Origin of the sequence: Rheinheimera sp. 4Y26, assembly GCF_025245835.1 — a bacterium.
Lineage (GTDB): Bacteria > Pseudomonadota > Gammaproteobacteria > Enterobacterales > Alteromonadaceae > Pararheinheimera.
On sequence record NZ_JAOBWS010000001.1, the window covers coordinates 156,649 to 180,359 of the forward strand.

The window sequence follows — 23,711 nt, forward strand, 5'->3', positions numbered from 1 at the left end:
TCGGGCTGTGCTTTATTGTCAATCAAGTCAGGCCTTTAGATGGACGTTGTGCTGCTGAGGCTTGTTGCACTGCTGGTGTTGACGTTGGCGGCCTTCTGAGGTTCAGGCATACTGCCGGTTTTCGATAAGTTGAGGTGCCCAATGCAAAAGGCTATTGGTATTTTTAGTGTGTTGTTTTTGCTTAGTTATTTAGTCGCATTGGGTTATCAATGGTTTGCACTTGGAAGCTGGTATTCAGGTGAGTTGCATTTGCAGCTGGTGCTACTCAGCCTCGGCCTTTGGTATTTTGTCCGTTTTGTGCAAAGTGGCTCAGTGCTGGCAGTAATCTTCGCCAGTATTTTATTACCGCAAGTGAAGATGTATTTTTTGTGGCAACAAGGGCAAGTGTTGCAAGCGGATATGATGCCGGTTTATTACCTGTTGTTTTTACTCAGTTATTCTCTGGTGATTTATCAAATTGCCAAACTGAAAAAACAATTGCGCCAACAACAAAGCCAGCAACAAACAAAACACGGAGACAACCAAAATGGACCTGAAAGCGGACAATAATTCCGGCACTCATTCCGGCCAGCGAGACTTTAACGCTGCAGCAATCAGCCAGGTGTCAGTGTCCCCTTCAGCACGGCTTTGTTACCGGCTAATGGACAATAACGACGCTGAGCTGTTGTTTGAACTGGATCAGGATGAAGCTGTGATGCGTTATATCAATGGCGGCAAAATCAGCAGCATGCAGGATATCCGGCAGCGGATGCTGCCAAGAATGAACAGTTACCGCGATCCAAAAACCGGTTTTGGCCTGTGGCAGGTGAAGACCCGTGCCGATTATGCACCACTGCCCGACCGTTATATTGGTTGGGTGCTGATAAGGCCAATGGATTTTTTTGTGGGCACCGCCAAAAAAGATGATGTTGAGCTGGGCTGGCGTTTTTTCCAATCGAGCTGGGGTTATGGTTTTGCCACTGAAGCTGCCAGGGCTGTGGCAGAAGCAGTGACAGCGGCTAATCCGGCCATTTTGTATTGGTCAGCTATTGCCATGCCCGACAATAAAGCTTCCACCCGGGTGATGGAGAAACTCGGCCTTTGTTATGTCAAACAGGGGCTGCATAAAGACCCGCTGGGTGATGTCGAAGTGGTGTATTACCAGAAAAAGCTGGCGCCTTAATACGCCAGCCTGGCCGGTGTTTCACCCTTTGTTACTGGCACAACACCAGAGCGCGGTATTCATCAAAGGCAAAATGGTCGGTCATGCCGCTGATCCAATCCTGCAATAAACGGCAGCGGTAATAATATTCTTCCAGCATCCGCGCCGGCGTTGTTATTGGTTGCTGCGCCAGCGCCTGCTGGTAACTCACCAGATGTTTATGCGGCAGTTTACGCGCCAGCCGGCTCTCGAGTGGCAAGGCTTTGGCGCCTTCCGGGCTGATGACGGCGGCAAATTCTGCTGCGCTGAGTTTGAGTAAAGGCAACATCGCGTCCAGCAAACCAGAAATAATCTTAAAACCCTGAATTTCCAGCATTTCTACTTCACGGTCATTAAATACATGTTGCTGCGCCACCTTTTTAAAACTCTGGGTGATGGCGTGGTATTGACTGTCATCTTCCAGCAAAGCACGGTTCAGGTTGCCCTGATATACAGCTTCAATCTGCTGAATAAACTGCTCAGCGGCATGATTGACCAGCGGATGGATCATACTGACGCGCAGCCGGATAAAAAACTCATAAGTTGGGTTGATCCGGTCTTGTTGCGCCTGTTGCAGCGCTGTGTCTATCAGTTGATCAAAAGGGGCAGAGCCTTTTAAACCTTTAATGTTTTTGTGGGCGCCAGGCTGGCGGGCAAATTCGGCCTTTAACAAGGCGGCCAGTTTTTCCAGCGATAAAATGCCTTTTTCCACCGCGTCTTCAATGTCGGCCAGACAATAAGATATATCATCGGCCGCTTCCATAATGTAAGTCAGCGGATGACGGCAATGGGCGTTGATGCCAAGCAGTTCATTTTGTTCAGCCACAAAAGCGGCTTCACTCTGATAAAACCCCGGTTTTTTCATCAGATAACTGAAGTTTGCCGGTGCGTCCTGGCGCGGCAGCCAGGCCGGTCTGGTGTATTTGACAATGCAGGCCGACTGGCTGTACGTCAGGTTCATTTGTTGTAAGGTGACGATCAGCCGCAGCCCCTGGGCATTACCTTCAAAATTGCACAGCTCCTGTTGATACTGTTGCCACTGCAAGGCCAGATCGTTGTTTTTACTGAGATCCAGCGGGCATAAGGCGCTCAGATGCTGGCTAAACCAGCGGTTAATGGCACTTTCACCACTGTGGCCAAAAGGTGGATTGCCGATGTCGTGCATCAGGCAGGCCATTTCCACCAGGGTTTCGCAGGCGCGCTCCAGCCCGGTCAGCTGATACTGCTGCAATTGGCTGTCGCTGAGCTGGCGGAAAATGGTTTGCACAATAAAACGGCCCACCTGTTGCACTTCCAGCGAATGGGTCAGCCGGCTGCGCACTGCCGCATTACGTTCTAATGGAAATACCTGGGTTTTTTGCTGTAAACGCCGCACCACAGCTGAGTTGATAATACGGCCTCTGTCGCTTTCCAGCTGCATTTGCAGGTGTGCTGGCTGATAGTCCTGCTGTTGCCACTGGGTTTTACTCTGACTTTGTTTGGGCCGGACCGGCAAAATTTTGCTGCGAAAATTCATGCTCATCAGCTGTGTTGTCCTTAGTGCTTGGCAAAAATGTTTTTATTGCTGTTTATTCAGCGAAATAGCTGCAGATTTACATATTCAGCGCTGCTTTGCCAGCACAGCAGGCCGCGCTGAGTCGCGTTACACCGGGCGCTGCGTTAAACAGGGGCTGGAACCGGGGTTTTTAGCAGAAGAGACCCTAAAACAGGGTTTTTAGTTACTTTATTGAAAATATAATTGTGTATTTGTGTTTATTTCTATAGCTTAAGCGGCTGCGCACAATAGTCAGAACAAGGACGCCCCATGAAACAAGCAATGCTCATCTTAAGTTTTTCATTATTCACTCTGGCCGGCTGTGGTTCTACAGCAGCAAATCAGCCAGCAGAGGCCGGTAGTAATCAGGCTCAGGCGGTGCAGACAGAAAAACAAGGAGCAACCACAGTAAAAACCTGCCATGAACAACAGCGTACCGGTAGTCGTATGGCAAAAAGAACCTGTAAATCATAGTTTTGCCATTATGGTGCTTGTATAAGCCCCTTGATTGAATCCATAACGCTGCAGTTTTGCAGCGTTTTTTTTACCAACAGCATAACAAGAATATTGGCCGTAAAGCTTTGCATTGCCGGGCTTTCACAGCGGCATTTGCTCCGATATAGTAATAGCAACTGCTTGTGACGGACGACCCCTTTATGACTGAGCAAATTCAGCAGGTTGAAAATCGTTTAAGAGAAATTAACCGGCTCAAACGCAAAATTACCTTTGGCAATATTCCGGCATTTTATCATTCAGTGTCGACTTCGCTTGGCATGGCAGAAGGCATGCTGAAATACGGTTTTGAAAACTCGCTTGATGTACTGACCGACAAAAAAAACTGGAATATCAAGTTACTGGGTGGTACCGAAGATAAGCTGGGCGACATCGTCTGTGCACAAAAACCGCGGATCTCGATTTATAAGGTGTTTACCAAAAACGGTTTTGAAGTGCATTGTGTGGCCTGGAAAGGCGATCATGAACTGCATACCGACCTGGTGAATCATCCGCAGATGGATTTTAAGTTCTGGCATCCGGGTTCAATGAAAGTGGTGTTTCGTATTGCGCAGCTGCACACCTTTATCAAAATGTATTTTGAACACGGCGATGAAGCGGATTTACAGCTGATCCGTTGTGCTCACAATATTGCCGAAGACTTTGTCGACCAGCTCATGCCCAAGTTTAATGTGCAAAAAGTCTATGGCGTCAGCGTGCGTAACTTCTTTGATTTTGCTGAGCAAAAGTTTAAAGAAAAAGGCGAACTTTACCTGCCGAATGTGTATCCATTCCAGAATGAATAAAAGCGTTGGCCTGTTGTGTTTGTTGTGGCACAACAGGTCAGTTGACGCCGTCCTCCCAAGGGTCAGAACAAATAACTGACCCCAAGCGCCAGTACCGGCCAGGCTTTCAGATCTTTGCTGTCTTTCTCAAAATTAGCGGTTTCTTTGTCGATATTTTGTTGTAACAACGCCTGTGCTGCCGGGTTACTCAGTTGTTTACTGGTGCTCAGCTGCAAGCTGAAAACATCAAGCCCGCTGAAGCGGACACAGATCCATGTTATCTTGCTGTCCGTTTTTGCTTAGGTTGATGAAATAAGAGTGATTTGACATGGATTCTTTATCACAAATTGCGCTGGGCGCCGCCGTCAGTATTGCGGTATTTCGCCGCAGGCAGCCGCTCTGGCAGTCGGCAGCCCTAGGGGCAGTGCTTGGCACTTTGCCGGATCTGGATGTGCTGATCCAGCATGGTGACCCTATTTCAGACATGACACTGCACCGCACTGAAAGCCATTCGTTGTTTTATCTGACCTTGTTATCCCCTTTGCTGGCCTGGTTCTGGCTGAAAATCAGCCGCAGTGGTGGCAGCTTCCGGCGGGCGCTGCTTGGCGTCTGGCTGGTACTGATTACCCATCCGCTGTTGGACACGCTGACCATTTATGGCACTCAGCTGTTGTTGCCCTTTACCGATTATCCCTTTGGGATAGGGTCGGTGTTTGTAATAGATCCGCTTTATACCTTGCTGCTGCTATTCGGGCTGATGTTCACTTTGCTGAAGAAAAATCTACTCTGGAATCAGCTTGGCCTGGTATTCAGCTGTGGTTATCTGTTGTTTGGGATGGGTGCGCAGCAATGGGTACAGCAACGGGTTGAACAACAGTTGCCAGCGCAGCAGGGGAAGGTGCTGGTTAGTGCCGCGCCTTTTAATACTTTATTGTGGCGGGTGTTGTGGGTACAGCCTGAGCAATACAGCGAGGCTTATGTGTCGTTATTGGACCCGAAACAGCAGATCCAGTGGCAACATTATCCGCGTCAGCCAGAGCTTATCCGTCAGTGGCAGCTGCAAACTCAGGTGGCCAGAATTGCCTGGTTCAGCCATGGGTTTTTCCAGTTAACACAGCAGCCAGGGCAGCTGGTATTAACCGACTTACGGCTTGGGCTGGAGCCTGGTTACAGCTTCCGTTTTGTGTTAACACACAATGACCAGGGCGAAGTGACCAACGTCACACAGCTGGACAGGCCGCCGGCTGATAGCCACAGTCTGCGCTGGTTATGGCAAAGAGTACAGGGAGAAACACAGCAGACACTGGCGCAGTATCTGGCGGCAACTGAAGCTACAGCTGCCGCCGCAGGCGACAAGGCAAAAGTATCGCAGGGCAAAGCAGCAGACTAACAAAAACAGCCTGGCGCAGCTTTATTTCACCCAGCGAAAAGCTCTTAACAGCTCGGCCATCACATGCCCGGTATACCAGCGGCCATGGGACAGGATCAGCCTTTTTGGTTGCCAGGCCAGCATTTGCAACACGGCGCTGCGTAACGAGCCTTTGTGATGGCGGAAACGCCAGCGCAAATCCAGCGGCGCTTTACCGTCTGGGTCCACATTGCCAGCCAGCCAGAACAAAGGCCGACTCCAGAGTGGACATTTATCCAGTTCAAAATTTTCAATCAGACAGGCCAGGATCAGGGTTTTACTGGATGGATGAAAAAATACGGTTTCCTGATGGCCTGAACTCTGATGGGCGGCGCCAGCCTTGACCAGTAAAAAGCGCACTTCAGCGGGCCAGGCAGCAGCGGCAAGACTATCCGGGGCAAAACCCAGCTGATAGTCCGCCTGTAGCGTCAGATGGCGCGACAATGCCCTTTGTTGCACTGCAGGTGGTAACCAAACCAGTGCATCAGGGCAAGCCTGTTGCCATTCTTGCAGATAGGCATAATGCAGCCAGTTGGGCGTAACCAAATGTTGTATCGGCCCCAGTTGTTGCACCTGAGCCAATAATTGTGGCCGGAAGGCAACGGGCGCATGCAGCCAGATGCCACCGTTCTCCAGCCGGATAATGGTCATCCGGGTAGGAAAAGGCAGGCCAAAATAGGAAACCGCCGGGCCATCAGCCAGCCAGATATTGTCGGCAACAGGTTTTAATACAAAAAGCGGCGGATACATAACACAGTCCTTGTGCGGCGAGGCTACGCCGTTATTCAAGCGGAACTTCGGGCCGGCCGCAACAAAACAATGTAATCAATGTAAATAAAATGATTTAATTTGTTGAAATGCATTGTGTTTCTAAAGCAGGGTGCGCTGGACAGTCTGTGCTGACAACCTATGCTTAAGGTTAAGCTGTGGCCGGAGACACAACAATGCGCAGTTTGGTTTTGGTAATACTACTTTACTGTTCCAGCGTGCAGGCAGCGTCTTTGCAGCTGGTGACAGAAATCTTTCCTCCTTATCAACAACTTGACCAAAACGGCCGCTTAACAGGTTGGTCGGCGGCTTTGGTTGAACAGTTATTTGCCCAGGCCGGGTTGCCTTACCAGCCCCAGGTACTGCCCTGGCCACGTGCGCTGAAAATGGCGCAGACCCAGCCCAATACGGTCATTTTTTCGTTGTTACAAACCGATGCCAGACTGGCGGAGTTCAGGTGGTTGGTGCCGCTGTGCCCGATGCGGGTGTCGTTTTATACCAGTGCCAACCGCTCTGATGTAAACCCGGTCAATCTGGTGCAGGCGCGCCGCTTTATTGTTGGCGTGGAACAAGGTCATGCTAATTATAAGTTTCTGCGGGACAATGGTTTTCGTGAGTCAAAAAATCTGGTGGTGGTCGGGCAAAATCATCAGCTTAACAATATGCTGGCATTAAAAAGAGTGGATCTGATCCTGGCTTCGGAGAACTATGTGGCACAGCTTAAGGTTGCCCCCGGTGCTGTGCCGCTGCGAAAAGTGTTTACCGTGGAGGCCTTGCAGCGCACTTTGTTTCTGGCTGCTCATAAAAAAACTGCGGTGGAACTGACACAGGTTTTACTGCAGGCCTATCAACAGCTGAAACAACAAGGGCGCTTTCAGTGTCCGCCGCAGGACAGTGCGACAGCTCAGTGATTAGGTGCGGTTCCACAGGTTCTGATTTTTGAGCAGGGTAAAAAACTCATCCGGTCCCCAGCATTTTGGGATCAGGTCCATCTTGCTGCGTTCTTCAAAGTTTGACACCAGTTTGCTGAGGATTTCCTTCAGCCTTTCTTCGCTCATCCGTTCCAGTTTTTTCTGCGCTTGCGGAAAATACAGATTGTTGTCGCGTTTCACCACCAGGTTGCTGCCGGCATGGGTGTAATTCAGATTGCGGGTCACCACCCGGCAGCCCGGTTGATCGCTTTCGGCCGGATACAGGCTGTTGACGATGGCATATTCGTATCTGTCCAAATCTTTTTGATCAGAGTCTTTTGGAATATAGGTAATACCATAACCCTGCGGGAAATCACCGGTGATCTGCAGCAGACTGTCCACTATGGCAGCAGGGTACCAGCCTTTGGCCACACCGGCTCTGAGTACTGCTGCCACTTTCGGCAGCTGGTCATAACGGTAGTTTTGTTTGCTCGGCAGTACCACTGAAACATAAACCTGGGGTATTTTTAACAGATTGCCAATACCATCTTCAGGTTGAATGGCTTCTTTAAGTAAGTGGCTGATAAACAGCTGTTTATCTTGTTCCTGCAGATTAAAACGGTCGCGCTCGGTTTTGGAATTACCAATATAGGTATCCAGTCCCAGGCCGTTTTTCAGATAGTCCTGGCTTTGTTCATAGCTGATGCGCAGTAACTCTTGCCGCTCTTCACTGGTCAGGGTGCGGAACTCGTCCAGGTCGCCGTTTTCACCCAATAAAATTTGCCGGGCTGCCGGGTGTTGCAGACCAATATCCTGCAGCAATACGGCCATCACCAGCGGAATTTGAATTTCTTCCAGATAAGGCGAATACAGCAGGTCGGTTTGTTCGGATTTTTGTTGTTCCGTGTCCAAAACTTTATTCAGCACATATCGGTTTTTAATTTGCTGATCGGCCAGCAGCTGGTCCAGCAACAGTACCGCCAATATGGCTTTGTAGGCATGTTTGTGCCGCTGGTTAATTTGCGGCACCTGCCGGCCTTTGGTCGGCGAAATCAACTGGATGGTGCCGAGGGCGCGGGCGGCCTGTACACGGATTTCCTGTGGGCTATCACCTTCGAGCAGATGCAGCAGCTGGCGGGCCACCTGTTTTAAATTACGGATGCGATCGAGCCGGTAATCCTGTTGCAACCGGCGTTTTTCTTTCAGCTGGGCCCGAACTTCGCTGAGCAGCTGTGCTGCTTTGCCGCTGCTTTTGCCAGAGCCTTCCTGTTTTTCTGCCAGTTCCTGCTCGCGTTGTTCGAGCTTGGCAATTTCCTGCACTTCAGGCGATGAAAAATACTGGTTGGCCTGCTCATAAATAGAGTCTCTGCGAGCAGTGACATCATAAATTTTGCTCAGCAGATCTTTAATGTTTTTGGTGGCGGCGGTATTACCAAACTGAGATTGATTCATCCACTGAGGTCCTTGCACTCAAAGCCTACAACAAAGTCCGTGCTTTGCGACTGCTGCGGTGTTGTGCCACAGAGTTCACTAACTCTAGTCTTGTTTTTGTTTGATGCCAGTTATCACAAGAAACAAAATATACCGCAATACGTCAGCTGCAAAAAAGGGAATTCGACAAATTCTGTAAAAGTTGCTTTGCTGTAACAAGGAGTTAGCAACACTGAGGTAAAGATGCGGATAGCAGTGATAGGCGGCGGCATTAACGGGCTGGCCAGTGCATGGCAGCTGGCGTTGGCCGGGCATCAGGTGGAGCTGTTTGAGCGGGATGCGCTGATGCAGGCCACCAGCGCCGCTTCCAGCAAATTGTTGCATGGTGGTTTGCGTTATCTGGAGCAGGGCCATGTACGGCTGGTGCAGGAAGCGCTTCGCGAGCGGCGCTGGTGGATCAAAAAAGCTCCCAGATTAACCCGGCGTTTACCTATTCTGTATCCAATTTATCAGGATGGCCGCAGACCACGCTGGCAACTGAAAATTGGCCTCTGGTTATACGACTTTTTATCCGGACGCAAAGGCATAGGCCGCCATCGCTGGTTAACCCAAACGCAGCTGTTACGCTGCAGTCCGGAGTTAAATCCTGAGGGGCTCACCGGCGGTTATTTATTTTTTGATGGCCAGATGCAGGATCAGCAATTAGGGCTCTGGGTGGCGGCGCAGGCCGAAAAAAAAGGTGTAAAAATTCATCAGCATAGTCCTGTTGCTGCAGTCAGGGCCAATGGTGCGCTGCAACTGCAAGGCAGTAGCGACTGGCTGCAGTTTGACCGTGTGATTAATGTGGCCGGCCCCTGGAGTAATCAGTTGCTGGAGCAATCCGGCCTTGTGGTCCAGCAGCAACTGGATTTGGTGCGTGGCAGCCATTTATTACTGCCGCCTGTCAGCAAATACGGCCATATGCTGGAAGTGCCTGGTGAAAACCGTATTGTGTTTGTGTTGCCTTATCAGGGCCAAACCTTGCTGGGCACCACAGAAGTGCGGCAAAGCCTGGCCGAACCTATTGCCTGCAGTCACGACGAAAGAGCTTATCTGCTGGATGTTTATAACCATTATTTTGTCACCAGTCGCAATGCCGCCGATATTATCCGCGAATTTGCCGGGGTGCGGCCTTTGCTGGGTGGCAGTGCCGATGCCAGCAGCGCCAGCCGGGAATACAGCATGCACTGGCAACAGCAGCTACTCACTGTCACTGGCGGTAAATGGACAACAGCCCGGGCTTTGGCGCAGCAAGTGGTGCAACAGGTGTTATTGTCGGGTAAAAATTAACCTGAAGTTGCAGCTGCTGCCGGGCGCCTACAGCTGCAACAAATTTTTTTACCGGGCGTGAACCTCAGGCTTTGCTGCCTCGTCTTGAGTACAGGTTCACATCAGCGCGACAAAAAAAGGACAGCATGACCAAAGCACAACTGGATTTATTGGTGCTGGCCTGGCAGGACGGCCGCTCTGAAGCTTTTGTATTGTTGTATCAGTTTTATCAGCCAAAACTTTGTCATTTTGCGGCTTATTTACTGGGAAACACTGCAGTTGCTGAAGATTTAGTGCAAAACGTCTGGTTAAAACTCAGCCGTCGTTTGCAGCGGCTGGAAGATCCAAGGCTGTTTGCCAGTTGGTTATACAAAGCGGTGCGCTGGGAAGTGCTGGACTGGCAAAAAAGCGCCAGTCAGCGCCGGCAAGTGCCGCTGGATGAAACAACTGAGGCTTTGTTGTGGTATACGCCGGCCGAACAGGATCCTGGTTTATATCAGGCCATTGCTAGCCTGGCGCCTGCGGAACAACTGGTGCTGTTGCTGCATTATTTTCATCAGTGTGAGCTGACAGAAATTGCGCTGATCCTGAACCTTCCAACCGGCACGGTAAAATCGCGGTTATTCCGTGCCCGCCAGCAACTGAAACAACAGCTCGACGGAGATTTTGATGAATCATAAACAACAAGCGGAAGAATTGGCTACGCAGGCTTATCAGCTGGACAAGCTGATGCGGGAAGAACAGGGTTTAATGCCGTTGATCCAATCCGGCTTTCGCGGTGGTTTAAAACCTTTAATGATCCTGGCTTATCTGTTGGCGTTGTTGCTGACGGTCGCCATCGTTTTTTGTGCTTATCAGTTTTTCACTGTGGAAGCGGCACAACAGAACTTCTGGGGTTTTTGTCTGCTATTGGCCTTTCAGGCGCAGGTAGGCACCAAAATCTGGATCTGGCTGGAAATGAACAGGGCATCCACAGTGCGGGAACTGAAAAGAGTGGAACTGGCGTTGGCACAGCTGCAGGCGCAAGGTCTGGCAAAGGCGCCAGCAGCTGAGCGCTAAGCATACCGGCAACAAAAAAGGCAGCTTTTAAGCTGCCTTTTGTTGTTAAGTTAAATCCAATGCCAGAATTTTGGAGCGGCGCTGATAGTTATACAGCTGCTGTTTTTTCGCCGGTAAATCTTCGACGTTTTTCAGCTCAAAACCGTGTTCTAAAAACCAGTGAATACTGCGGGTGGTCAGTGCAAACAGGGTTTTGTATTTACGCTGGCGCGCCAGCTGAATAATGTTTTTTAACAACAAGGTGCCGCGGTCGGCGTCACGGTAATTTGGATGCACCGCCAGGCAGGCAAATTCACCGACGTTTTCTTCCGGAAACGGATATAACGCCGCGCAGCCAATCACTAAACCGTCGCGCTCTATCAGCACAAACTGGTCAATTTCCATTTCCAGCTGTTCGCGCGAACGGCGCACCAGTAAGCCCTGTTGTTCCAGCGGCCGGATCAAATCCAGAATACCGCCGATGTCGTTAATAGTGGCGCCACGCAGCCGTTCCGCCGCCTCGGTAACAATCTGGGTACCAATACCGTCGCGCGAGAACAGCTCCTGCAACAAAGCACCATTGACGCTGTTACTAACCAGGTGGCAACGTGGAATACCAGCGCGGCTGGCGCTGATGGCTGCATGTAAAAAGGCCAGAGTGGCAGTGCAGGCGCCCGGTTGTTGTTCCATTTGCTGCATAATCACTTCAGCGTCATTGGGCATCAGTTCGGCAATAATTTCGCCTTCTGCATCAACAATACCGCCAATGTCGGTAAAACCAATCATTTTGTCGGCACGCAGTTTAATCGCCACCTGAGTGGCAATTTCTTCGGCGGTCAGGTTAAAACTTTCGCCCGTGACAGATGCCGCCACCGGCCCCATCAGCACAATACAGTTTTGGTCGAGCTGACGGCGGATACCGGCCACGTCAATACGGCGCACCCGGCCACTGTGGTGATAATCCACCCCTTCATCCACACCCAAAGGCTGGGCAATGACAAAGTTGCCGCTGACCACGTTGATCTGGGCGTTATGCATAGGGGTGTTAGACAAACTCATTGACAAACGGGCGGTGATATCCAGCTGCAAAGCGCCGGCCACTTGTTTAATCAGTTTAAAAGAGTCGTCGTCTGTGACTCTGATCCTGTTGTGGTATTGTGCCAATAAACCATGTTGCTCCAGCGCCTGGTTAATTTGTGGCCTGGCGCCATACACCAGCACTATCTTAATGCCAAGGCTGTTCAGCAAAGCAATGTCATTGATAATACTGCGAAAACCGGGTTGGATCATGGCCTCACCGCCCAGCATCACCACAAAGGTTTTGCCACGGTGTGCATTAACATAAGGGGCCGACTGGCGAAATCCATCAACAATTTCAGTGGTACGCACGCTCTGTTTGGTTCCTTCTGGATAAGTGGTTCATGTCATACAGTTTTTGCATGACAGCAGCATGAACTTGAGTGTAGTGGAAAATCACCACAACAGCGCTGAGCGAAAGCTCCGCAGGCGGAAGCTGCTGTGGACTGGGTAAACGGCGCGTACTTTAAAACAAAAGTGGATAAATATCCAACAGAAATTTACGACAAAAAACGTGACTGCAACTGCCGTCTGCTTTGGTGGACGCCTTGGTTGTTGCTATGGATTAACCTGCCATTGTTTTTGTTGATTTATCCAGTTTAATTGCATGACTATTCGTTTTGTTGTGCTGTTGCTGTTTATTAAGCACCGGATGCTGCTTTATGATCGCTTGTACTGCAAGACTGTGTTCCAATGAGTTTTAGCATAAGCGCAGCGCCTTGTGCCGTTGTCGACGGTGGGATTGCGCGCAGCGCCGCTAAAGAGGGAAAGTCATGGATGCTAAAAAGTTAATTGCAATACTGTTATTGGTCGGTGGCGCGCTGGCGCTGGTGTATGGCGGTTTTAGTTACACCAAAGACAGCACTGCCTTGCAACTTGGCAGTATTGAAGTGTCAGTGGAAGAAACTAAAAGAGTGAACGTGCCGGTGTGGGCTGGTGTTGCGGCCATGTTGGTTGGTGGTTTGTTGTTAGTGGCCGGCCGCGGCAAGTTCTAGAAAATCCCAGACGCCGGTGCTAAACCGGCGCTGGTTAACCCTGTGGCGCAGCTAAAAACACTGCTGCGCATGACCTTGTGTTTTTACTGCAGTTGAACTGCAGGGCGAGCCATGTTAAAGCGTGAAACGACAAACAAAACTCCAACTGCCATCTGTGCCGGGTTTGCTTTGTGTCCACCACTGCGCCCGATACAGACTGCCGTTATCCGACATATAATCGCCGCCAGTTGCATAACTGGGCTGGCCGGCATGATCGGATCTTGGCCAGTTGGGGTAAGCAAAAATCAGCTTGGCATCCACACCACCACAAGTCTGGCCCTGGCTTGCCGCTTTTAAATCCAGATTGACGTGATAAGCACCCTGTTGCAGATAAATTCTGTTGGCAGCTGGCTGAGGTTGCAGTTGCACCACACCATTTTGCAACAAACCAATTTGCACCACAGCGCTATGCAAGGCATTGATTTGACTCGCAAGCTCCAGCGCCCATGCCTGGTTTGGCTGGTTATCTGTGGTGATTTCCAGGCTATGCTGAATTTTCTCCAGGCCGGTTTCATCAAACACCCGCAGCAAAGCTTTTTCTCCGACCAGACCCAGTTGTGCCTGTGTTAAAAAAGGACCTTTATCCAGCCACTGGCCACTGTTGTTGTCGCCATTTTGCAGCTGCAGATCTGAACAGTTGTAAAAACCTTCGCCCACCACATCTTGCCGTTGCCAGCGGGTATAAAGCACAGCTTTACCGGAGCGGTTTTGTGGCAACTGTACGTCCAATTCGTAATAACCGGCTTGTGCCGGTACGTCGTCCTGCTGGTGGATCAGCGTAAGCTTTTGCCAGCTTAAAGCTTCTGTTGCCACGTCAAAATTACTGTTGGACAAATACACCTGCCAGAAACTTGGGTTATGTGGTGTGGTGGCGCGAAAGCGCAGTTTAATGCTGTTGCTGTTTTGCAAGTTCACCACAGTTGGCTGCCAGTGCGGCGAAGGTAAATCCATCCCAGCTTTACGCTGGTCGCCGCCCGCACATAACAAACCATCTTTCACCACGGCCTTCACCGCCGTCATACTAAAATAATCAGGCACATTGCTAGAGTATTCATGGTGTTGTGTTAAAGCATAACCACCGGATTTTTGAAAAGCAGCACGGCAAGCCAGATTGGCAATGGCCGAGCCGTCGGCTGGCCACCAATAACCGCCATCGTCTTTACAGACTTGTTGCCTGGCTTTTGGGTAATCGACATAACCATGGGCTAACACCAGCTGGCTAACTACCAGGCAGGCAACACTCAGGCTGCCTGTGGAGATTGTTAATAATTTCATCAGATTGTTCCTGCAAAATGCCCGGCATGAACAATCGCCGGGCGGATTTATCTAAGATGCTGGCCCTGTTATGGAGTTGGTGCAGTGCAGACAAACAACCAGCTGCTGTCTGAGCCCGGAATTGCAGTAGTCCACCATTTGGCTTGGTAAATTTTGCCCTGATAACTCATATGGTCACCGCCAGCGGCATAAGTACCACGTGGCCAGTTGGGGTAAGCTGGCACATTGGCAGGGACACCGGTACAAGAGCCGGTATCGCCGCCATCATTACCACCGCTGATAGTGCCCGCCGGTAACTGCGGCTGCTCTTGTTTTAGGGCAAAAGTCTGATTACCAACGCTCACCCGCCAGTTCGACGGGATTGGAATGGGCAGGTAATAGTTCAGCGTTAAGTCCACAGTGGCGTTAGGGGCGAGCGGGCTGTGGCTGGGTAAGGTCAACTCCACACGATGGAAGTCGTGTTGCAGACCGCCGATATTGTTGCCTGTGCTGTTGCTGCCACTTTGGATCACTTTGGTGCCATAGCCACTTTGGTCCGTGAAGTTATCGCCGGTGGCTGTTGGCACATCAAAACTAATTCTGCTGCCGCCCGGAATGGTCTGGCCGGATTTATTGCTGAGTGTCAGCTTGGGGTTAATAGGGTAATTGGCATCACCCAGTTTAAAACCACTGAGGCTGACCTGCAGGTCTAAGCTACTGGCTGGTAGGGTTTTATTGTCGCGTTTATTGCCATAAGGCGCGGCCGATTTAAAGCTGTTGTAAAAAATGCTGGTTAAGTCGTCACCGATAAAATATTCACCTTTGCTGCTGTCATAGCTGTAATCACCGGCCAGTTCCCAGAACATCACTCCACCAATATGGCGGCTGGCAATGTAATTGGCTTTTTGGCGGATACTTTCTTCATCTTCAATCGACAAAAACACTTTTTTGCTGGCATTCCAAAGCCATGGCGCCACTAAAGTGCTGCTGTAGTTGTGCTGATACACACCACTCAGTTGATCCAGCGGGTCGTTGACCGGATCCAGACCATAAGCGCTTAAATAGCTGCCCAGCTTGCCTGCCTGTAAGTTTTTGGTATGCCATAACGGGTTAGAGCCTGCCGGAACTTCTTCACCCGATTTGCCAAGGTCATGCCACAGATTGTCGATGCCAACAGCGCCGGCGCCACAACGGTTTTGTGGTGAACCACCTGTGCCTGGCGGGCAGCTATTTTGGTCGGCCTGCGCCGCCTTACCCCATAAACCATTGCTGCCGCCGGTGACATTACGCCAGCCGCGGCTGTAATAAGGCACACCAATATTAATGCGGCCGGCCTGCATGGCGCCGCGGAAATAATGATAGGCCCAGTCGGTATTGAGATAACCAATGCGCTGATACTGCGTGCTGTTGTAATAGTTCCAGGCAATCAGCTCGCTGTCCTGACCGTCGTCAAACAAAGCAGCATTTGGCCCGACATGGTCGTTCCAGGCACCGTGCAGGTCGTAACTCATAATGTTGACGTAATCCAGGTATTGCGTAACAGGGAAGGCTTCCATGCCCCGCAGCAAATAACCAGAGGAAGGGGAGGCTATGGTCAGTAAATAATGTTTACCGTCGGCAACAGAAGCTGTGTCCAGTTTTTCCCGCAGCGTTTTCATCAGCACCTGATAAGACGCCATTAAACCGGCACGTCTTGGGTTGGAAATAGCAAAATCGTCCGGATTGCCGGAGTCTTTCATGCTGGCTGGGTATTCGTAGTCGATATCGGCCCCATCAAAACCATAAGTGCGCAGGAAGGTCACCACTGAATCGGCAAAGGTATTAATACCCTGCACGTTGACGCTGTTGTCGCTGTTGGTGGTCATACTGTAAAAACCGCCACTGGCCACCCGATTACCGTTGTTATCAAAATAACCACCGGTTTCTGCCCAGCCGCCAATGGAAATCAGCGTTTTTACGTGTGGATATTGTTTTTTGTATTTATTCAGCAGGTTAAAGTGACCTTTGTAGGCATAAGCCGGGTCCATTTCTGCGCCAGCTATGTTTGGCCATTCCATACCAGTTGCGGCATTGCCCGCATCTGCTGGGTTACCAATCGACACTTTGTTGCTGGCGTCCACATGGGCAAAAGCGTAGTTAATATGGCTGATTTTTTGCCATGGAATTTGATTGACCAGATAAGCCGGCATGCCATTTTTGCCATGACGCCAGCTGGTAAAATAACCAATGATGCGTCGTGGATGATCAGACCCCATTTTTTCGCGGCCATCGGCATCATAAATAGTGCAATAAGGCACCTGCAGGCCGGCGCTTTGGTATAAACCATCAGGACGACAAGCGTTATGACCGGTTTGCTCACTTTGCGCGCTGAAGTTCACGCTGCTTTCGCTGCTGGCGCCCTGGTTATCAATGGCTTTGACTTGCAGGCTGTGGTTGCCTGCTGTGGCTGTCCAGCTGGTGCTAAAAGGCGCAGCGGTTTTTTCGCTAATTAGCACTCCATCCAGATAAAACTGCACTTTGGCAACTGTGCCGTCTGGGTCTGTCGCGCTGGCGCTGAATAATACTGTTTCACCAACCCGGTATTGGCCGCCATTGGCCGGGGCGCTGATAGCGACAACAGGTGCCTGATTTGAGCTTTGGGCATTTACTTTAAAGCTGACCACCGGGGTTTGGGAGTTGGCATTTTTATCATCATAAGCAATAACATACAGCTGTTGATTGCCAGCAACGGCTGTCCAGCTAGCCTGATAAGGTGCGCTGTTATCTGTGTGATGCAAACTGCCGTTTAAATAAAACTCCACTTTGCTGATGCTGCCGTCCACATCTGTCGCATTGGCGGCAAAAGCCACTGTTGTGCCCAGCACAAATTCAGCATTGGCGGTTGGTGCCGTGATACTGGCCGTTGGTGGCTGATTGGGCTGCACGCCGTCGCAATCGCCCAGCTTGCTCCATTCCTGATAAGGGTTGGAAAATTGCAGCGGGCTGCGGTTTTGATTCCACCAGTTGGCTTTAAAGGCTTGTTGTTCCAGCTGAACCTGTTGGCCAGCTGTGTAAGCTGTGTTGTTGTTCCAGTTGGCGATAGTGCTGCAGTTGATGGCCTGGCTGCTAAAGCTGGTTAGAGCAAAACCGCAGAGCGCAACCATATAAATCTGATTGATCGTTTTCATTGTTGTTTCTCATAAGCTGGGTGCTGCTGCCGTTGGCGATCCGGCAGCAGCTGTACACAAAGTGGTTGGTTATTGTTTTGGATGGCCTAAACCTTCATGCATGGCGTTCAGAATATGGCCGTTATCACCGTCCAGCTCCCAGGCAAAAATGCCGCCTAAGTCGTATTGCCGGATAAACTGGCCTTTGGCCTGCACTGAAGCTTTAGTGTCAAAACTCACCAGGGTTTTAGTGGCCGGATTCCAGACAAAACTGGCTTTACCGGTGTCATCCCAATACAACGCAAAGCCATTAGCACCAGTGCCGTTCACGCCACCGATCATCTGGCTTTCGATTTTTTTGTAGTCTTCAATGCCTTTTTCCCAGCTGCCGTTGATACCTTCACCACCAGTGCCGCTGAAGGGATTGTTATTGCTAACGTTACTGACGTTTTTCCAGCCGCGGCCATACATAGCCGCGCCTATGGTGATTTTGCCGGCCGGCACCTGACGGGCTAACAAATGATCAACCGCTTCTTTGGCGCTAAAACCAGGCAGCGGAGAATTTGGATTGGGGTATAACGTGGCCATATGACCCAGAGTGCCGTTCCAGGCGCCGTAGTAGTCGTAGGTCATCAGGTTGATATAGTCCATATATTGATGGGCGCTTTCCCAGTCCACCTGACTGAGTTTGGGCACGCCACCACTCATGGCGGCTGTTAATTGATAACTGCGGCCGGTTTGTTGGCTGAGTTCATTCAGCGCCAGCCGTAAATCGCGCATCAACAGCACAAAACCAGCGCCATCCTGCGCTGAACCTAAAGCCGGATTAGCACCACCGCCACCCGGGAATTCCCAATCGATATCCACACCGTCAAAAAAGTCATAGGTCTGGATAAAACTCACTATAGATTTAACAAAAGTGGCGCGGTGTGTGGCATTGGTGCCAATGTTGTACAGCGGATCGGACAGCGTCCAGCCGCCGACTGATGGCAAAATTTTTAAATGAGGATTGGTTTTTTTCAGCCGGTACATTTCGGCAAAAATACCGCGGATGGGCTGGTCCCATTTGTCGTTCGGGTAACTTTTTTCCAGCGCGGCAAACTTGTCGTGCACCACCACAGTGTAATCAGCTTTGCCCTGACACTGCGCCTGCAACGCGCTGTAACCTTCCGGATTGGCCTGTTGCAATGACGTATTAGGACCACAAACCGGAATAAAACCATAAAACAAATGGGTCAGGTTTTTTGCCGGAATATCATAAGCATGGTAATTACGGCCATAAATGCCCCATTCAACAAAATAACCGCCCACCATTTTGTTGCTGCTGTTCTGGTAAGGCACATTTTGTTGTTGCATGGCTTTGGGCCAGCCACTGAAATTTAAGTCTTTCCACGGATCAAAACTTCCAGGCGTGCCACTGCTGCCTTCTACTTTGATACTGCGGGTATCGCTGTGGCTGCAGCTGCGTTCAGTGCCTGCCACCTGGCATAAACTGACAACAAAATCATAATTGCCGGCAGTGTTGACTGCCACAGTGGTGCTGCCACTTTGGGCATTCTGGCCATTGGGGCTGAGGCTGGCGCTGTGCACAACAACACCGTTTTGACTTAGTTGCCACTGATTGCCGTTGTTGCCCCACCACATATTCCAGTTGATGGGGATATTGACGTTGCCGTTATTCAGTTTGACGGTGGTCTCTTGCCAGCTAAGGCTAGGTTTGGCTGGCATTACAACTGCCGCCAGCAGCTCTGTATGAAAACTCAGGCAGCTGATGGCAAGCCATAGGCTGGCCGCGCCATTTTTTGATAATCGAAAGTTCATGGTCTTTTTTCCTGCTGTGTTGTGATGGGCTCCACCGCCGACATCCAACAGTCCATTGTTTCAGCTTGTGTGGTTGCACTACCATGAAACAAATGACAGCGTTGTCAAAATCAAAAAGACGCAATTTTGATGATATTTTTTTGATGTTTTTTTGATGTCTGGCCAAGTGCCGGATTTTGCAGGGAAATAAATCCGGTGTTTTTGCCGTGCAGTGCAGGGTTGTATAAAGCATCAACCTCTGTGGCAAAGTGGGATGATATTCAGGGTGGGTCAGTCAGAAAACAAAGGGCAGTCTTAAACTGCCCTGAGTTATCCCGCTGATGTTGCAGCCATCAGTGGGTTTGTCACGCTGTATTCGGATCAGTCGAGAATAATATGGGGTAAAAAACGCGAGCTATCCTTGGTAATCAATGAGTTATCCTCGCGAATACCAATGCCGGCTGCACTGTCACCCACCAGCCAGGAGCCAATTAAAGTGTAACTCTGGTCAAACTTAGGCAGCGGATAAAACTCCTGCCGGATAAAACCAGCGTCGGTATAAGGGCCGTCCACCGTCAGTTTGTTACCTCGTGGGTCTATCAGCTCAATATTGGCGCCTTCGCGCGAATATAAAGGCTTGCGCACCCAACCAGAACGTAACGGGGCTTCACCCGGGCTTTCAAAAAAGCTTGGCAGCAGGTTTGGGTGATTCGGGAACTTTTGCCACAACAGTGGCAATATGCCTTTGTTGGATAACAACATTTTCCAGGCAGGTTCCAGCCACTGGGTGTCTGAGGTTAATAAATGCTGGCCAAATTCTTCCCGCAGCATAAACTCCCACGGATACAGCTTAAACATGGCTTGCACCGGAAAATCATCCGCATCCACCAGCTGGCCGTTAATTTCACCCAGCTGTTCCAGTGCTAAAAAGCGCCCGTCTATGCCTGCCTGAGTGGCAATATCCAGCAGATAATTCACCGTGCCTTTGTCTTCGATATTGTCGCCAATACAGCTGAAATAGCAGGGCTGACGCAAAGGCATGGTGGCAAAAGCCTGCTCCAGTTTGTCCTGTAGCGAATTAAACTGGTCGGCACCCTGCGGCAGCTGGCCTCGCATCATTTGATCTTCCAGCCAAACCCATTGGAAAAAGCCGGTTTCAAATAACGAGGTGGGGGTGTCGTAGTTCAGCTCCAGCAATTTAGCCGGGCCTTTGCCATGATAAGCCAAATCCAGCCGGCCATATAAATGCGGCTGCGCTGTGCGCCAGGTCTGTGCCAGCCAGTCCCAGTATGGCTCCGGTACTTCCAGCAGCCTTAACTTTTGCTCGTCGGCCAGAATATCCGGCACCAGCGACAAAGCCATCTGGTGCAGTTCTTCAGTCGGCGCTTCAATATCCTGTTCAATTTGCTGCAGGCTGAACTGGTAATAAGCGCTTTCGTCCCAATAAGCTTCACCGTCAAAAGTGTGAAAATCAAAACCGACACTTTCAGCATATTGGCGCCAACCCGGCCTTTCGTGAATCGCAACTTTTTTCATTCGCGCTTAACCACCGCTGCTGGTTGTTTGACGCTGCTGTGCCTGAGCACCAAAACCACCACGACGCACCATAGAACCCGGCTGCGGCTGCATTTTTGACGGCAACACAGACACAGGACCGGACTGGCGTGCCACTGGCTGGTTGCCGGCAGTGCGGTAAGTGCTCATATCATCACGGGATTTATACAAAGGCTGGGTTGGCACTGATTGTTTTGGTGCACCCTGCCCACTGCGGTTCAGCATCTGGCCCGCTAAAAAGCCCATCATCATCGGCATAAAAAAGCCTGAGCTGGCCTGTTGTTGCTGGGCCGGTGCTGTTGGATCTGTTGCTGCGCCTGTGCTGTTTTGTGCCAGAGTGGTGGCCGGTGCTTCACATTGGCCCACGCCAAAATCAGCTTCACATTCGGCCTGAGACTGATACTTAGGCGCGACCTGGGCATGCAGTTGCTGCGCTTTGGCAAATTCAGCCTGACATTCGGCTGGCGGATTGTAATAAGCAGCACATTCGTCAGCGTTCTGATACACGGCGGTTTCCACCGGTTCTTCAGTGCTGCAGCCTGCCAGCAACAAGGTTGCTGTTGGCACCATCAAAATCAGCGCGGCTTTTTTACTGCGTTTAAAAGATTTAGACATAATCACTCCTAAAACGTCATGCTGGCGGCGTTGATCATGCCCACAGCCACAGAGCAGCAGGCGGAGAACACACCGGCGGCCACTTCACCATTGGTGATCCGTTGTGGCAACTGACGCAAGGTAAAACGTACCACCACAAAAGTCAGGCTTTGCACTACCAGCGCAATGGCACCCCAGATAGCACAATCTGCCAGCGAAATTGAATGGGTAATGGCACTGGACAAAGGCAGGGCAAAACCAACTAAAGCACCACCAAAAGCGATGGCCGCCGCAGTATTGTTGGATTTAATCAAAGCGATTTCGTCATGGGGCGTCAGCCAGCTGTAAAAACGGGCAAATAAAGCCATTAATAAAATAGCGAGGAAAAAGAAACTTAAAAACTCAGGCAAACCGGCAATTGAAGCAAGCAGCGTATCAGACATCAGATCTTCCTTTGATTTAACGGGTGGGTCTGGCGCTATCATCCTGAATTTAGCAGTAAAAGGCAATTGTCTCGCCGTTTTGCGCTGTGTTGGCGGCAACCAGGCCAAAGCACTGCATAGTGAAAAGAGCGGACAACAGTGGCTGCTTGTACTAGGCTCAAAGAGATGAACGGACTCACGGAAATTGCTGCGGTGATAACCAGATTGAGGTGAGTTTATGTTAAATCAAATCAAAGTCCGCACCCGCTTGATCGGGTTGGCGGCCATTCCGTTACTACTGCTGATCCTGGTCAGTCTGATTGCTGTTTATAACATGGGATTGTTAGCCACAGGCGTGGACAGCTTGTATCAGGACAGAATCAAACCCCTGCAACAAATTAAAATTGTTTCTGACGCTTATGCCGTCACCATAGTGGATACGATGCACAAACACAGAGCCGGTTTGCTGAATGTGCAGGAAGCCAGCAGCCAGATCCGTCAGGCCGCTGACACGGCTCAAAACGCCTGGCAGGCCTATCGCCAAACCAGAATGACCGCTGAGGAGCAGCGTTTGGTGGATGCGGCCAATCCCTGGATTGATAAGTGGCAGTTGCAGTTACAGGAATATCTGCAGGACATTGCCGATGGCTCAGTGCTGAACCAGCCCAATGCTGATTTTCAGCAGCAGATGTATGGTGTGGCCGATCCGCTCAGCACTGCGCTGGCGAACCTGATCCAGCTGCAGCTGGATGAATCACAGCTGTTTACCGGCGAAGCAGCAGAGCGCCACAGCAGTACTTTGCAGTTATTTATTGTGCTGATGGTGCTGACCATTGCCGGTTTGTCGTTATTGGCGTTATTGGTGTACCGCTCTATCCAGCGGCCGCTGCGTGATTTACGTCAGGTGATTAACAATGTCGGGCAAGATTCCGACCTGCGGTTGCGGGTAAAAATTACCGGTAATGATGAAATAGCCGAAGCAGCCGAATCTTTTAATCAGACTATCAGCAGAGTGCAGGCCTTTTTTGTTGAGCTGGGTGGTGCAGTGCATATGCTGGCGTCGGCTTCAGAGCAAATGAGTAGTATCAGCGCTCAGGTCAGCGACACCGCTTTTGCCCAGGAACAACAGGCTAATCTGATTGCCACCGCTATTAACCAGATGTCGGCGGCCATTCAGGAAGTGGCCGCCAGTGCGCAGGCCACTTCGGTGCAGGCAGCTGATGCCGATAACAAAACCAGGCAAGGGCATAGCAAAGTATCGCAAAATGTCAGTGCTATCAGGCAGTTATCCGATGCTATTGGCAACGCCAGTGTGGTCATCAACAGTTTAAACGATGAAACCGATAAAATTAGCCAGGTGCTGCTGGTGATCCAGAATATTGCCGCCCAGACCAACTTACTGGCGCTCAATGCTGCCATTGAAGCCGCCAGAGCCGGGGAGGCAGGTCGTGGTTTTGCTGTGGTTGCAGATGAGGTTCGCACTCTGGCAACGAATACACAAAAGGCAACCGAATCTATCCGTAATATGATCGATACCTTACAGGGTGCTGCCAAAGAAGCAGTCAACGCTATGACCCAATCACAACAATATGCCGGTGACAGCGTGCAGAATGCGCAGCAAGCCGGTGATGTGCTGGAGGAAATCCGCAGTTCGGTCGGTACCATAGTGGATATGAATGTGCAGATTTCAGCGGCCACTGAACAACAAACCGTTGTGGCCGAAGATATTAATAAAAACATCACTGAATTTAGTGGCAGTATCAGTGAAGTCAGCCACAGCGCCCGTCACAGTGCCGAGGCCAGCGGGGCTTTAGCTGAGCTGGCTGCGAAATTAAGGTTACAGGCGGCGCAGTATCAGGTGTAACTGCCCCTCTGGTGTCAGGTTGCGCTTTGCACCTTTGCAGAGCGCAGCAGTTTTCCTGCTTTTTTCCACGAATCGTTCATAAATTCAGCCTTTTATCGCAGCTGTTGCCCC

General features: G+C 50.5%; 22 protein-coding genes. 11 read left to right on the forward strand and 11 right to left on the reverse strand.

All coding sequences use genetic code 11. The annotated features are described in order from the left end of the window. The first annotated feature begins 141 nt into the window (after positions 1 to 141). Together N3Z11_RS00600 and N3Z11_RS00605 are read left to right on the forward strand one after the other, a co-directional pair. Positions 142 to 549 carry a hypothetical protein gene (locus N3Z11_RS00600; protein WP_260655195.1) on the forward strand — a complete coding sequence of 136 codons (408 nt, stop codon included), beginning with the start codon at positions 142 to 144 and terminating at the stop codon, positions 547 to 549. Then, the gene (locus N3Z11_RS00605; protein WP_260655196.1) at positions 527 to 1,162 is read left to right on the forward strand and encodes a GNAT family N-acetyltransferase; all 636 of its coding nucleotides are present in this window, start codon (positions 527 to 529) and stop codon (positions 1,160 to 1,162) included. The genes N3Z11_RS00600 and N3Z11_RS00605 overlap by 23 nt, the downstream gene beginning before the upstream one ends. A gap of 31 nt (positions 1,163 to 1,193) precedes the next feature. Here the strand turns inward: N3Z11_RS00605 and dgt are convergent, their stop codons facing one another. Continuing rightward, on the reverse strand, positions 1,194 to 2,702 hold the full coding sequence (gene dgt / locus N3Z11_RS00610) for a dGTPase (RefSeq protein ID WP_260655197.1): 1,509 nt from the start codon (positions 2,700 to 2,702) through the stop codon (positions 1,194 to 1,196). A 282-nt stretch (positions 2,703 to 2,984) separates the two neighbouring features. Between dgt and N3Z11_RS00615 the strand changes: the two genes are divergently transcribed. Together N3Z11_RS00615 and N3Z11_RS00620 are read left to right on the forward strand one after the other, a co-directional pair. Further along, positions 2,985 to 3,188, forward strand: coding sequence for a hypothetical protein (locus tag N3Z11_RS00615; RefSeq protein WP_260655198.1), 204 nt, complete (start codon positions 2,985 to 2,987; stop codon positions 3,186 to 3,188). Between the two features lie 182 nt (positions 3,189 to 3,370). Then, the gene (locus N3Z11_RS00620) at positions 3,371 to 4,012 is read left to right on the forward strand and encodes a hypothetical protein (protein ID WP_260655199.1); all 642 of its coding nucleotides are present in this window, start codon (positions 3,371 to 3,373) and stop codon (positions 4,010 to 4,012) included. Between the two features lie 62 nt (positions 4,013 to 4,074). Here the strand turns inward: N3Z11_RS00620 and N3Z11_RS00625 are convergent, their stop codons facing one another. Beyond that, positions 4,075 to 4,227, reverse strand: a complete 153-nt coding sequence (locus N3Z11_RS00625) for a hypothetical protein (RefSeq protein ID WP_260655200.1) — start codon at positions 4,225 to 4,227, stop codon at positions 4,075 to 4,077. Between the two features lie 92 nt (positions 4,228 to 4,319). Between N3Z11_RS00625 and N3Z11_RS00630 the strand changes: the two genes are divergently transcribed. Next, a complete protein-coding gene (locus tag N3Z11_RS00630) occupies positions 4,320 to 5,381 on the forward strand; it encodes a metal-dependent hydrolase (RefSeq protein ID WP_260655201.1) in 1,062 nt (353 codons plus the stop codon). Between the two features lie 21 nt (positions 5,382 to 5,402). Here the strand turns inward: N3Z11_RS00630 and N3Z11_RS00635 are convergent, their stop codons facing one another. After that, positions 5,403 to 6,149 (reverse strand): DUF4336 domain-containing protein, encoded by a 747-nt coding sequence (locus N3Z11_RS00635; protein ID WP_260655202.1) that lies wholly within the window; start codon positions 6,147 to 6,149, stop codon positions 5,403 to 5,405. A 194-nt stretch (positions 6,150 to 6,343) separates the two neighbouring features. On the opposite strand from N3Z11_RS00635, the gene N3Z11_RS00640 reads away from it, so the two are divergent. After that, entirely contained in the window at positions 6,344 to 7,078 is a 735-nt protein-coding gene (locus N3Z11_RS00640; protein ID WP_260655203.1) for an ABC transporter substrate-binding protein, read from the forward strand. Here the strand turns inward: N3Z11_RS00640 and N3Z11_RS00645 are convergent, their stop codons facing one another. After that, positions 7,079 to 8,530, reverse strand: a complete 1,452-nt coding sequence (locus N3Z11_RS00645) for a hypothetical protein (RefSeq protein ID WP_260655204.1) — start codon at positions 8,528 to 8,530, stop codon at positions 7,079 to 7,081. It lies immediately after the preceding gene. A 222-nt stretch (positions 8,531 to 8,752) separates the two neighbouring features. Here N3Z11_RS00645 and N3Z11_RS00650 point away from each other — a divergent pair, with 222 nt between their 5' ends. The 3 genes from N3Z11_RS00650 to N3Z11_RS00660 all read left to right on the forward strand — a co-directional run bounded on the left by N3Z11_RS00650 (position 8,753) and on the right by N3Z11_RS00660 (position 10,876). Next, the gene (locus N3Z11_RS00650; RefSeq protein ID WP_260655205.1) at positions 8,753 to 9,838 is read left to right on the forward strand and encodes a glycerol-3-phosphate dehydrogenase/oxidase; all 1,086 of its coding nucleotides are present in this window, start codon (positions 8,753 to 8,755) and stop codon (positions 9,836 to 9,838) included. 125 nt (positions 9,839 to 9,963) lie between these two features. Next, a complete protein-coding gene (locus N3Z11_RS00655; protein ID WP_260655206.1) occupies positions 9,964 to 10,497 on the forward strand; it encodes an RNA polymerase sigma factor in 534 nt (177 codons plus the stop codon). After that, positions 10,487 to 10,876 carry a DUF6768 family protein gene (locus N3Z11_RS00660; protein WP_260655207.1) on the forward strand — a complete coding sequence of 130 codons (390 nt, stop codon included), beginning with the start codon at positions 10,487 to 10,489 and terminating at the stop codon, positions 10,874 to 10,876. The genes N3Z11_RS00655 and N3Z11_RS00660 overlap by 11 nt, the downstream gene beginning before the upstream one ends. Before the next feature lie 45 nt (positions 10,877 to 10,921). On the opposite strand, the gene argA is transcribed toward N3Z11_RS00660, so the two are convergent. Continuing rightward, on the reverse strand, positions 10,922 to 12,244 hold the full coding sequence (gene argA / locus N3Z11_RS00665) for an amino-acid N-acetyltransferase (RefSeq protein WP_260655208.1): 1,323 nt from the start codon (positions 12,242 to 12,244) through the stop codon (positions 10,922 to 10,924). Between the two features lie 461 nt (positions 12,245 to 12,705). Here argA and N3Z11_RS00670 point away from each other — a divergent pair, with 461 nt between their 5' ends. Further along, on the forward strand, positions 12,706 to 12,927 hold the full coding sequence (locus N3Z11_RS00670) for a hypothetical protein (protein WP_260655209.1): 222 nt from the start codon (positions 12,706 to 12,708) through the stop codon (positions 12,925 to 12,927). 114 nt (positions 12,928 to 13,041) lie between these two features. On the opposite strand, the gene N3Z11_RS00675 is transcribed toward N3Z11_RS00670, so the two are convergent. The 6 genes from N3Z11_RS00675 to N3Z11_RS00700 all read right to left on the reverse strand — a co-directional run bounded on the left by N3Z11_RS00675 (position 13,042) and on the right by N3Z11_RS00700 (position 21,757). After that, entirely contained in the window at positions 13,042 to 14,241 is a 1,200-nt protein-coding gene (locus N3Z11_RS00675) for a lytic polysaccharide monooxygenase (RefSeq protein WP_260655210.1), read from the reverse strand. 68 nt (positions 14,242 to 14,309) lie between these two features. Then, positions 14,310 to 17,387: a chitinase C-terminal domain-containing protein gene (locus tag N3Z11_RS00680; protein ID WP_260655211.1), complete on the reverse strand. Its 3,078-nt coding sequence runs from the start codon at positions 17,385 to 17,387 to the stop codon at positions 14,310 to 14,312. A gap of 69 nt (positions 17,388 to 17,456) precedes the next feature. After that, a complete protein-coding gene (locus tag N3Z11_RS00685; RefSeq protein WP_260655212.1) occupies positions 17,457 to 19,187 on the reverse strand; it encodes a glycosyl hydrolase family 18 protein in 1,731 nt (576 codons plus the stop codon). 360 nt (positions 19,188 to 19,547) lie between these two features. Beyond that, positions 19,548 to 20,702 carry a glutathionylspermidine synthase family protein gene (locus N3Z11_RS00690; RefSeq protein WP_260655213.1) on the reverse strand — a complete coding sequence of 385 codons (1,155 nt, stop codon included), beginning with the start codon at positions 20,700 to 20,702 and terminating at the stop codon, positions 19,548 to 19,550. Between the two features lie 6 nt (positions 20,703 to 20,708). Further along, on the reverse strand, positions 20,709 to 21,335 hold the full coding sequence (locus N3Z11_RS00695) for a DUF1190 domain-containing protein (protein ID WP_260655214.1): 627 nt from the start codon (positions 21,333 to 21,335) through the stop codon (positions 20,709 to 20,711). A gap of 8 nt (positions 21,336 to 21,343) precedes the next feature. Beyond that, positions 21,344 to 21,757 carry a DUF350 domain-containing protein gene (locus N3Z11_RS00700; RefSeq protein ID WP_260655215.1) on the reverse strand — a complete coding sequence of 138 codons (414 nt, stop codon included), beginning with the start codon at positions 21,755 to 21,757 and terminating at the stop codon, positions 21,344 to 21,346. A 217-nt stretch (positions 21,758 to 21,974) separates the two neighbouring features. On the opposite strand from N3Z11_RS00700, the gene N3Z11_RS00705 reads away from it, so the two are divergent. Further along, positions 21,975 to 23,600 carry a methyl-accepting chemotaxis protein gene (locus tag N3Z11_RS00705; RefSeq protein WP_260655216.1) on the forward strand — a complete coding sequence of 542 codons (1,626 nt, stop codon included), beginning with the start codon at positions 21,975 to 21,977 and terminating at the stop codon, positions 23,598 to 23,600. Positions 23,601 to 23,711: the final 111 nt, after the last annotated feature.

Excerpts from the sequence above, each read along its gene's own strand:
- N3Z11_RS00600 (WP_260655195.1), top strand. The coding sequence starts at position 142 with ATGCAAAAGGCTATTGGTATTTTTAGTGTGTTGTTTTTGCTTAGTTAT.
- N3Z11_RS00605 (WP_260655196.1), top strand. The coding sequence starts at position 527 with ATGGACCTGAAAGCGGACAATAATTCCGGCACTCATTCCGGCCAGCGA.
- dgt (WP_260655197.1), bottom strand. The coding sequence starts at position 2,702 with ATGAGCATGAATTTTCGCAGCAAAATTTTGCCGGTCCGGCCCAAACAA.
- N3Z11_RS00615 (WP_260655198.1), top strand. The coding sequence starts at position 2,985 with ATGAAACAAGCAATGCTCATCTTAAGTTTTTCATTATTCACTCTGGCC.
- N3Z11_RS00620 (WP_260655199.1), top strand. The coding sequence starts at position 3,371 with ATGACTGAGCAAATTCAGCAGGTTGAAAATCGTTTAAGAGAAATTAAC.
- N3Z11_RS00630 (WP_260655201.1), top strand. The coding sequence starts at position 4,320 with ATGGATTCTTTATCACAAATTGCGCTGGGCGCCGCCGTCAGTATTGCG.
- N3Z11_RS00635 (WP_260655202.1), bottom strand. The coding sequence starts at position 6,149 with ATGTATCCGCCGCTTTTTGTATTAAAACCTGTTGCCGACAATATCTGG.
- N3Z11_RS00640 (WP_260655203.1), top strand. The coding sequence starts at position 6,344 with ATGCGCAGTTTGGTTTTGGTAATACTACTTTACTGTTCCAGCGTGCAG.
- N3Z11_RS00645 (WP_260655204.1), bottom strand. The coding sequence starts at position 8,530 with ATGAATCAATCTCAGTTTGGTAATACCGCCGCCACCAAAAACATTAAA.
- N3Z11_RS00650 (WP_260655205.1), top strand. The coding sequence starts at position 8,753 with ATGCGGATAGCAGTGATAGGCGGCGGCATTAACGGGCTGGCCAGTGCA.
- N3Z11_RS00655 (WP_260655206.1), top strand. The coding sequence starts at position 9,964 with ATGACCAAAGCACAACTGGATTTATTGGTGCTGGCCTGGCAGGACGGC.
- N3Z11_RS00660 (WP_260655207.1), top strand. The coding sequence starts at position 10,487 with ATGAATCATAAACAACAAGCGGAAGAATTGGCTACGCAGGCTTATCAG.
- N3Z11_RS00670 (WP_260655209.1), top strand. The coding sequence starts at position 12,706 with ATGGATGCTAAAAAGTTAATTGCAATACTGTTATTGGTCGGTGGCGCG.
- N3Z11_RS00675 (WP_260655210.1), bottom strand. The coding sequence starts at position 14,241 with ATGAAATTATTAACAATCTCCACAGGCAGCCTGAGTGTTGCCTGCCTG.
- N3Z11_RS00680 (WP_260655211.1), bottom strand. The coding sequence starts at position 17,387 with ATGAAAACGATCAATCAGATTTATATGGTTGCGCTCTGCGGTTTTGCT.
- N3Z11_RS00685 (WP_260655212.1), bottom strand. The coding sequence starts at position 19,187 with ATGAACTTTCGATTATCAAAAAATGGCGCGGCCAGCCTATGGCTTGCC.
- N3Z11_RS00690 (WP_260655213.1), bottom strand. The coding sequence starts at position 20,702 with ATGAAAAAAGTTGCGATTCACGAAAGGCCGGGTTGGCGCCAATATGCT.
- N3Z11_RS00695 (WP_260655214.1), bottom strand. The coding sequence starts at position 21,335 with ATGTCTAAATCTTTTAAACGCAGTAAAAAAGCCGCGCTGATTTTGATG.
- N3Z11_RS00700 (WP_260655215.1), bottom strand. The coding sequence starts at position 21,757 with ATGTCTGATACGCTGCTTGCTTCAATTGCCGGTTTGCCTGAGTTTTTA.
- N3Z11_RS00705 (WP_260655216.1), top strand. The coding sequence starts at position 21,975 with ATGTTAAATCAAATCAAAGTCCGCACCCGCTTGATCGGGTTGGCGGCC.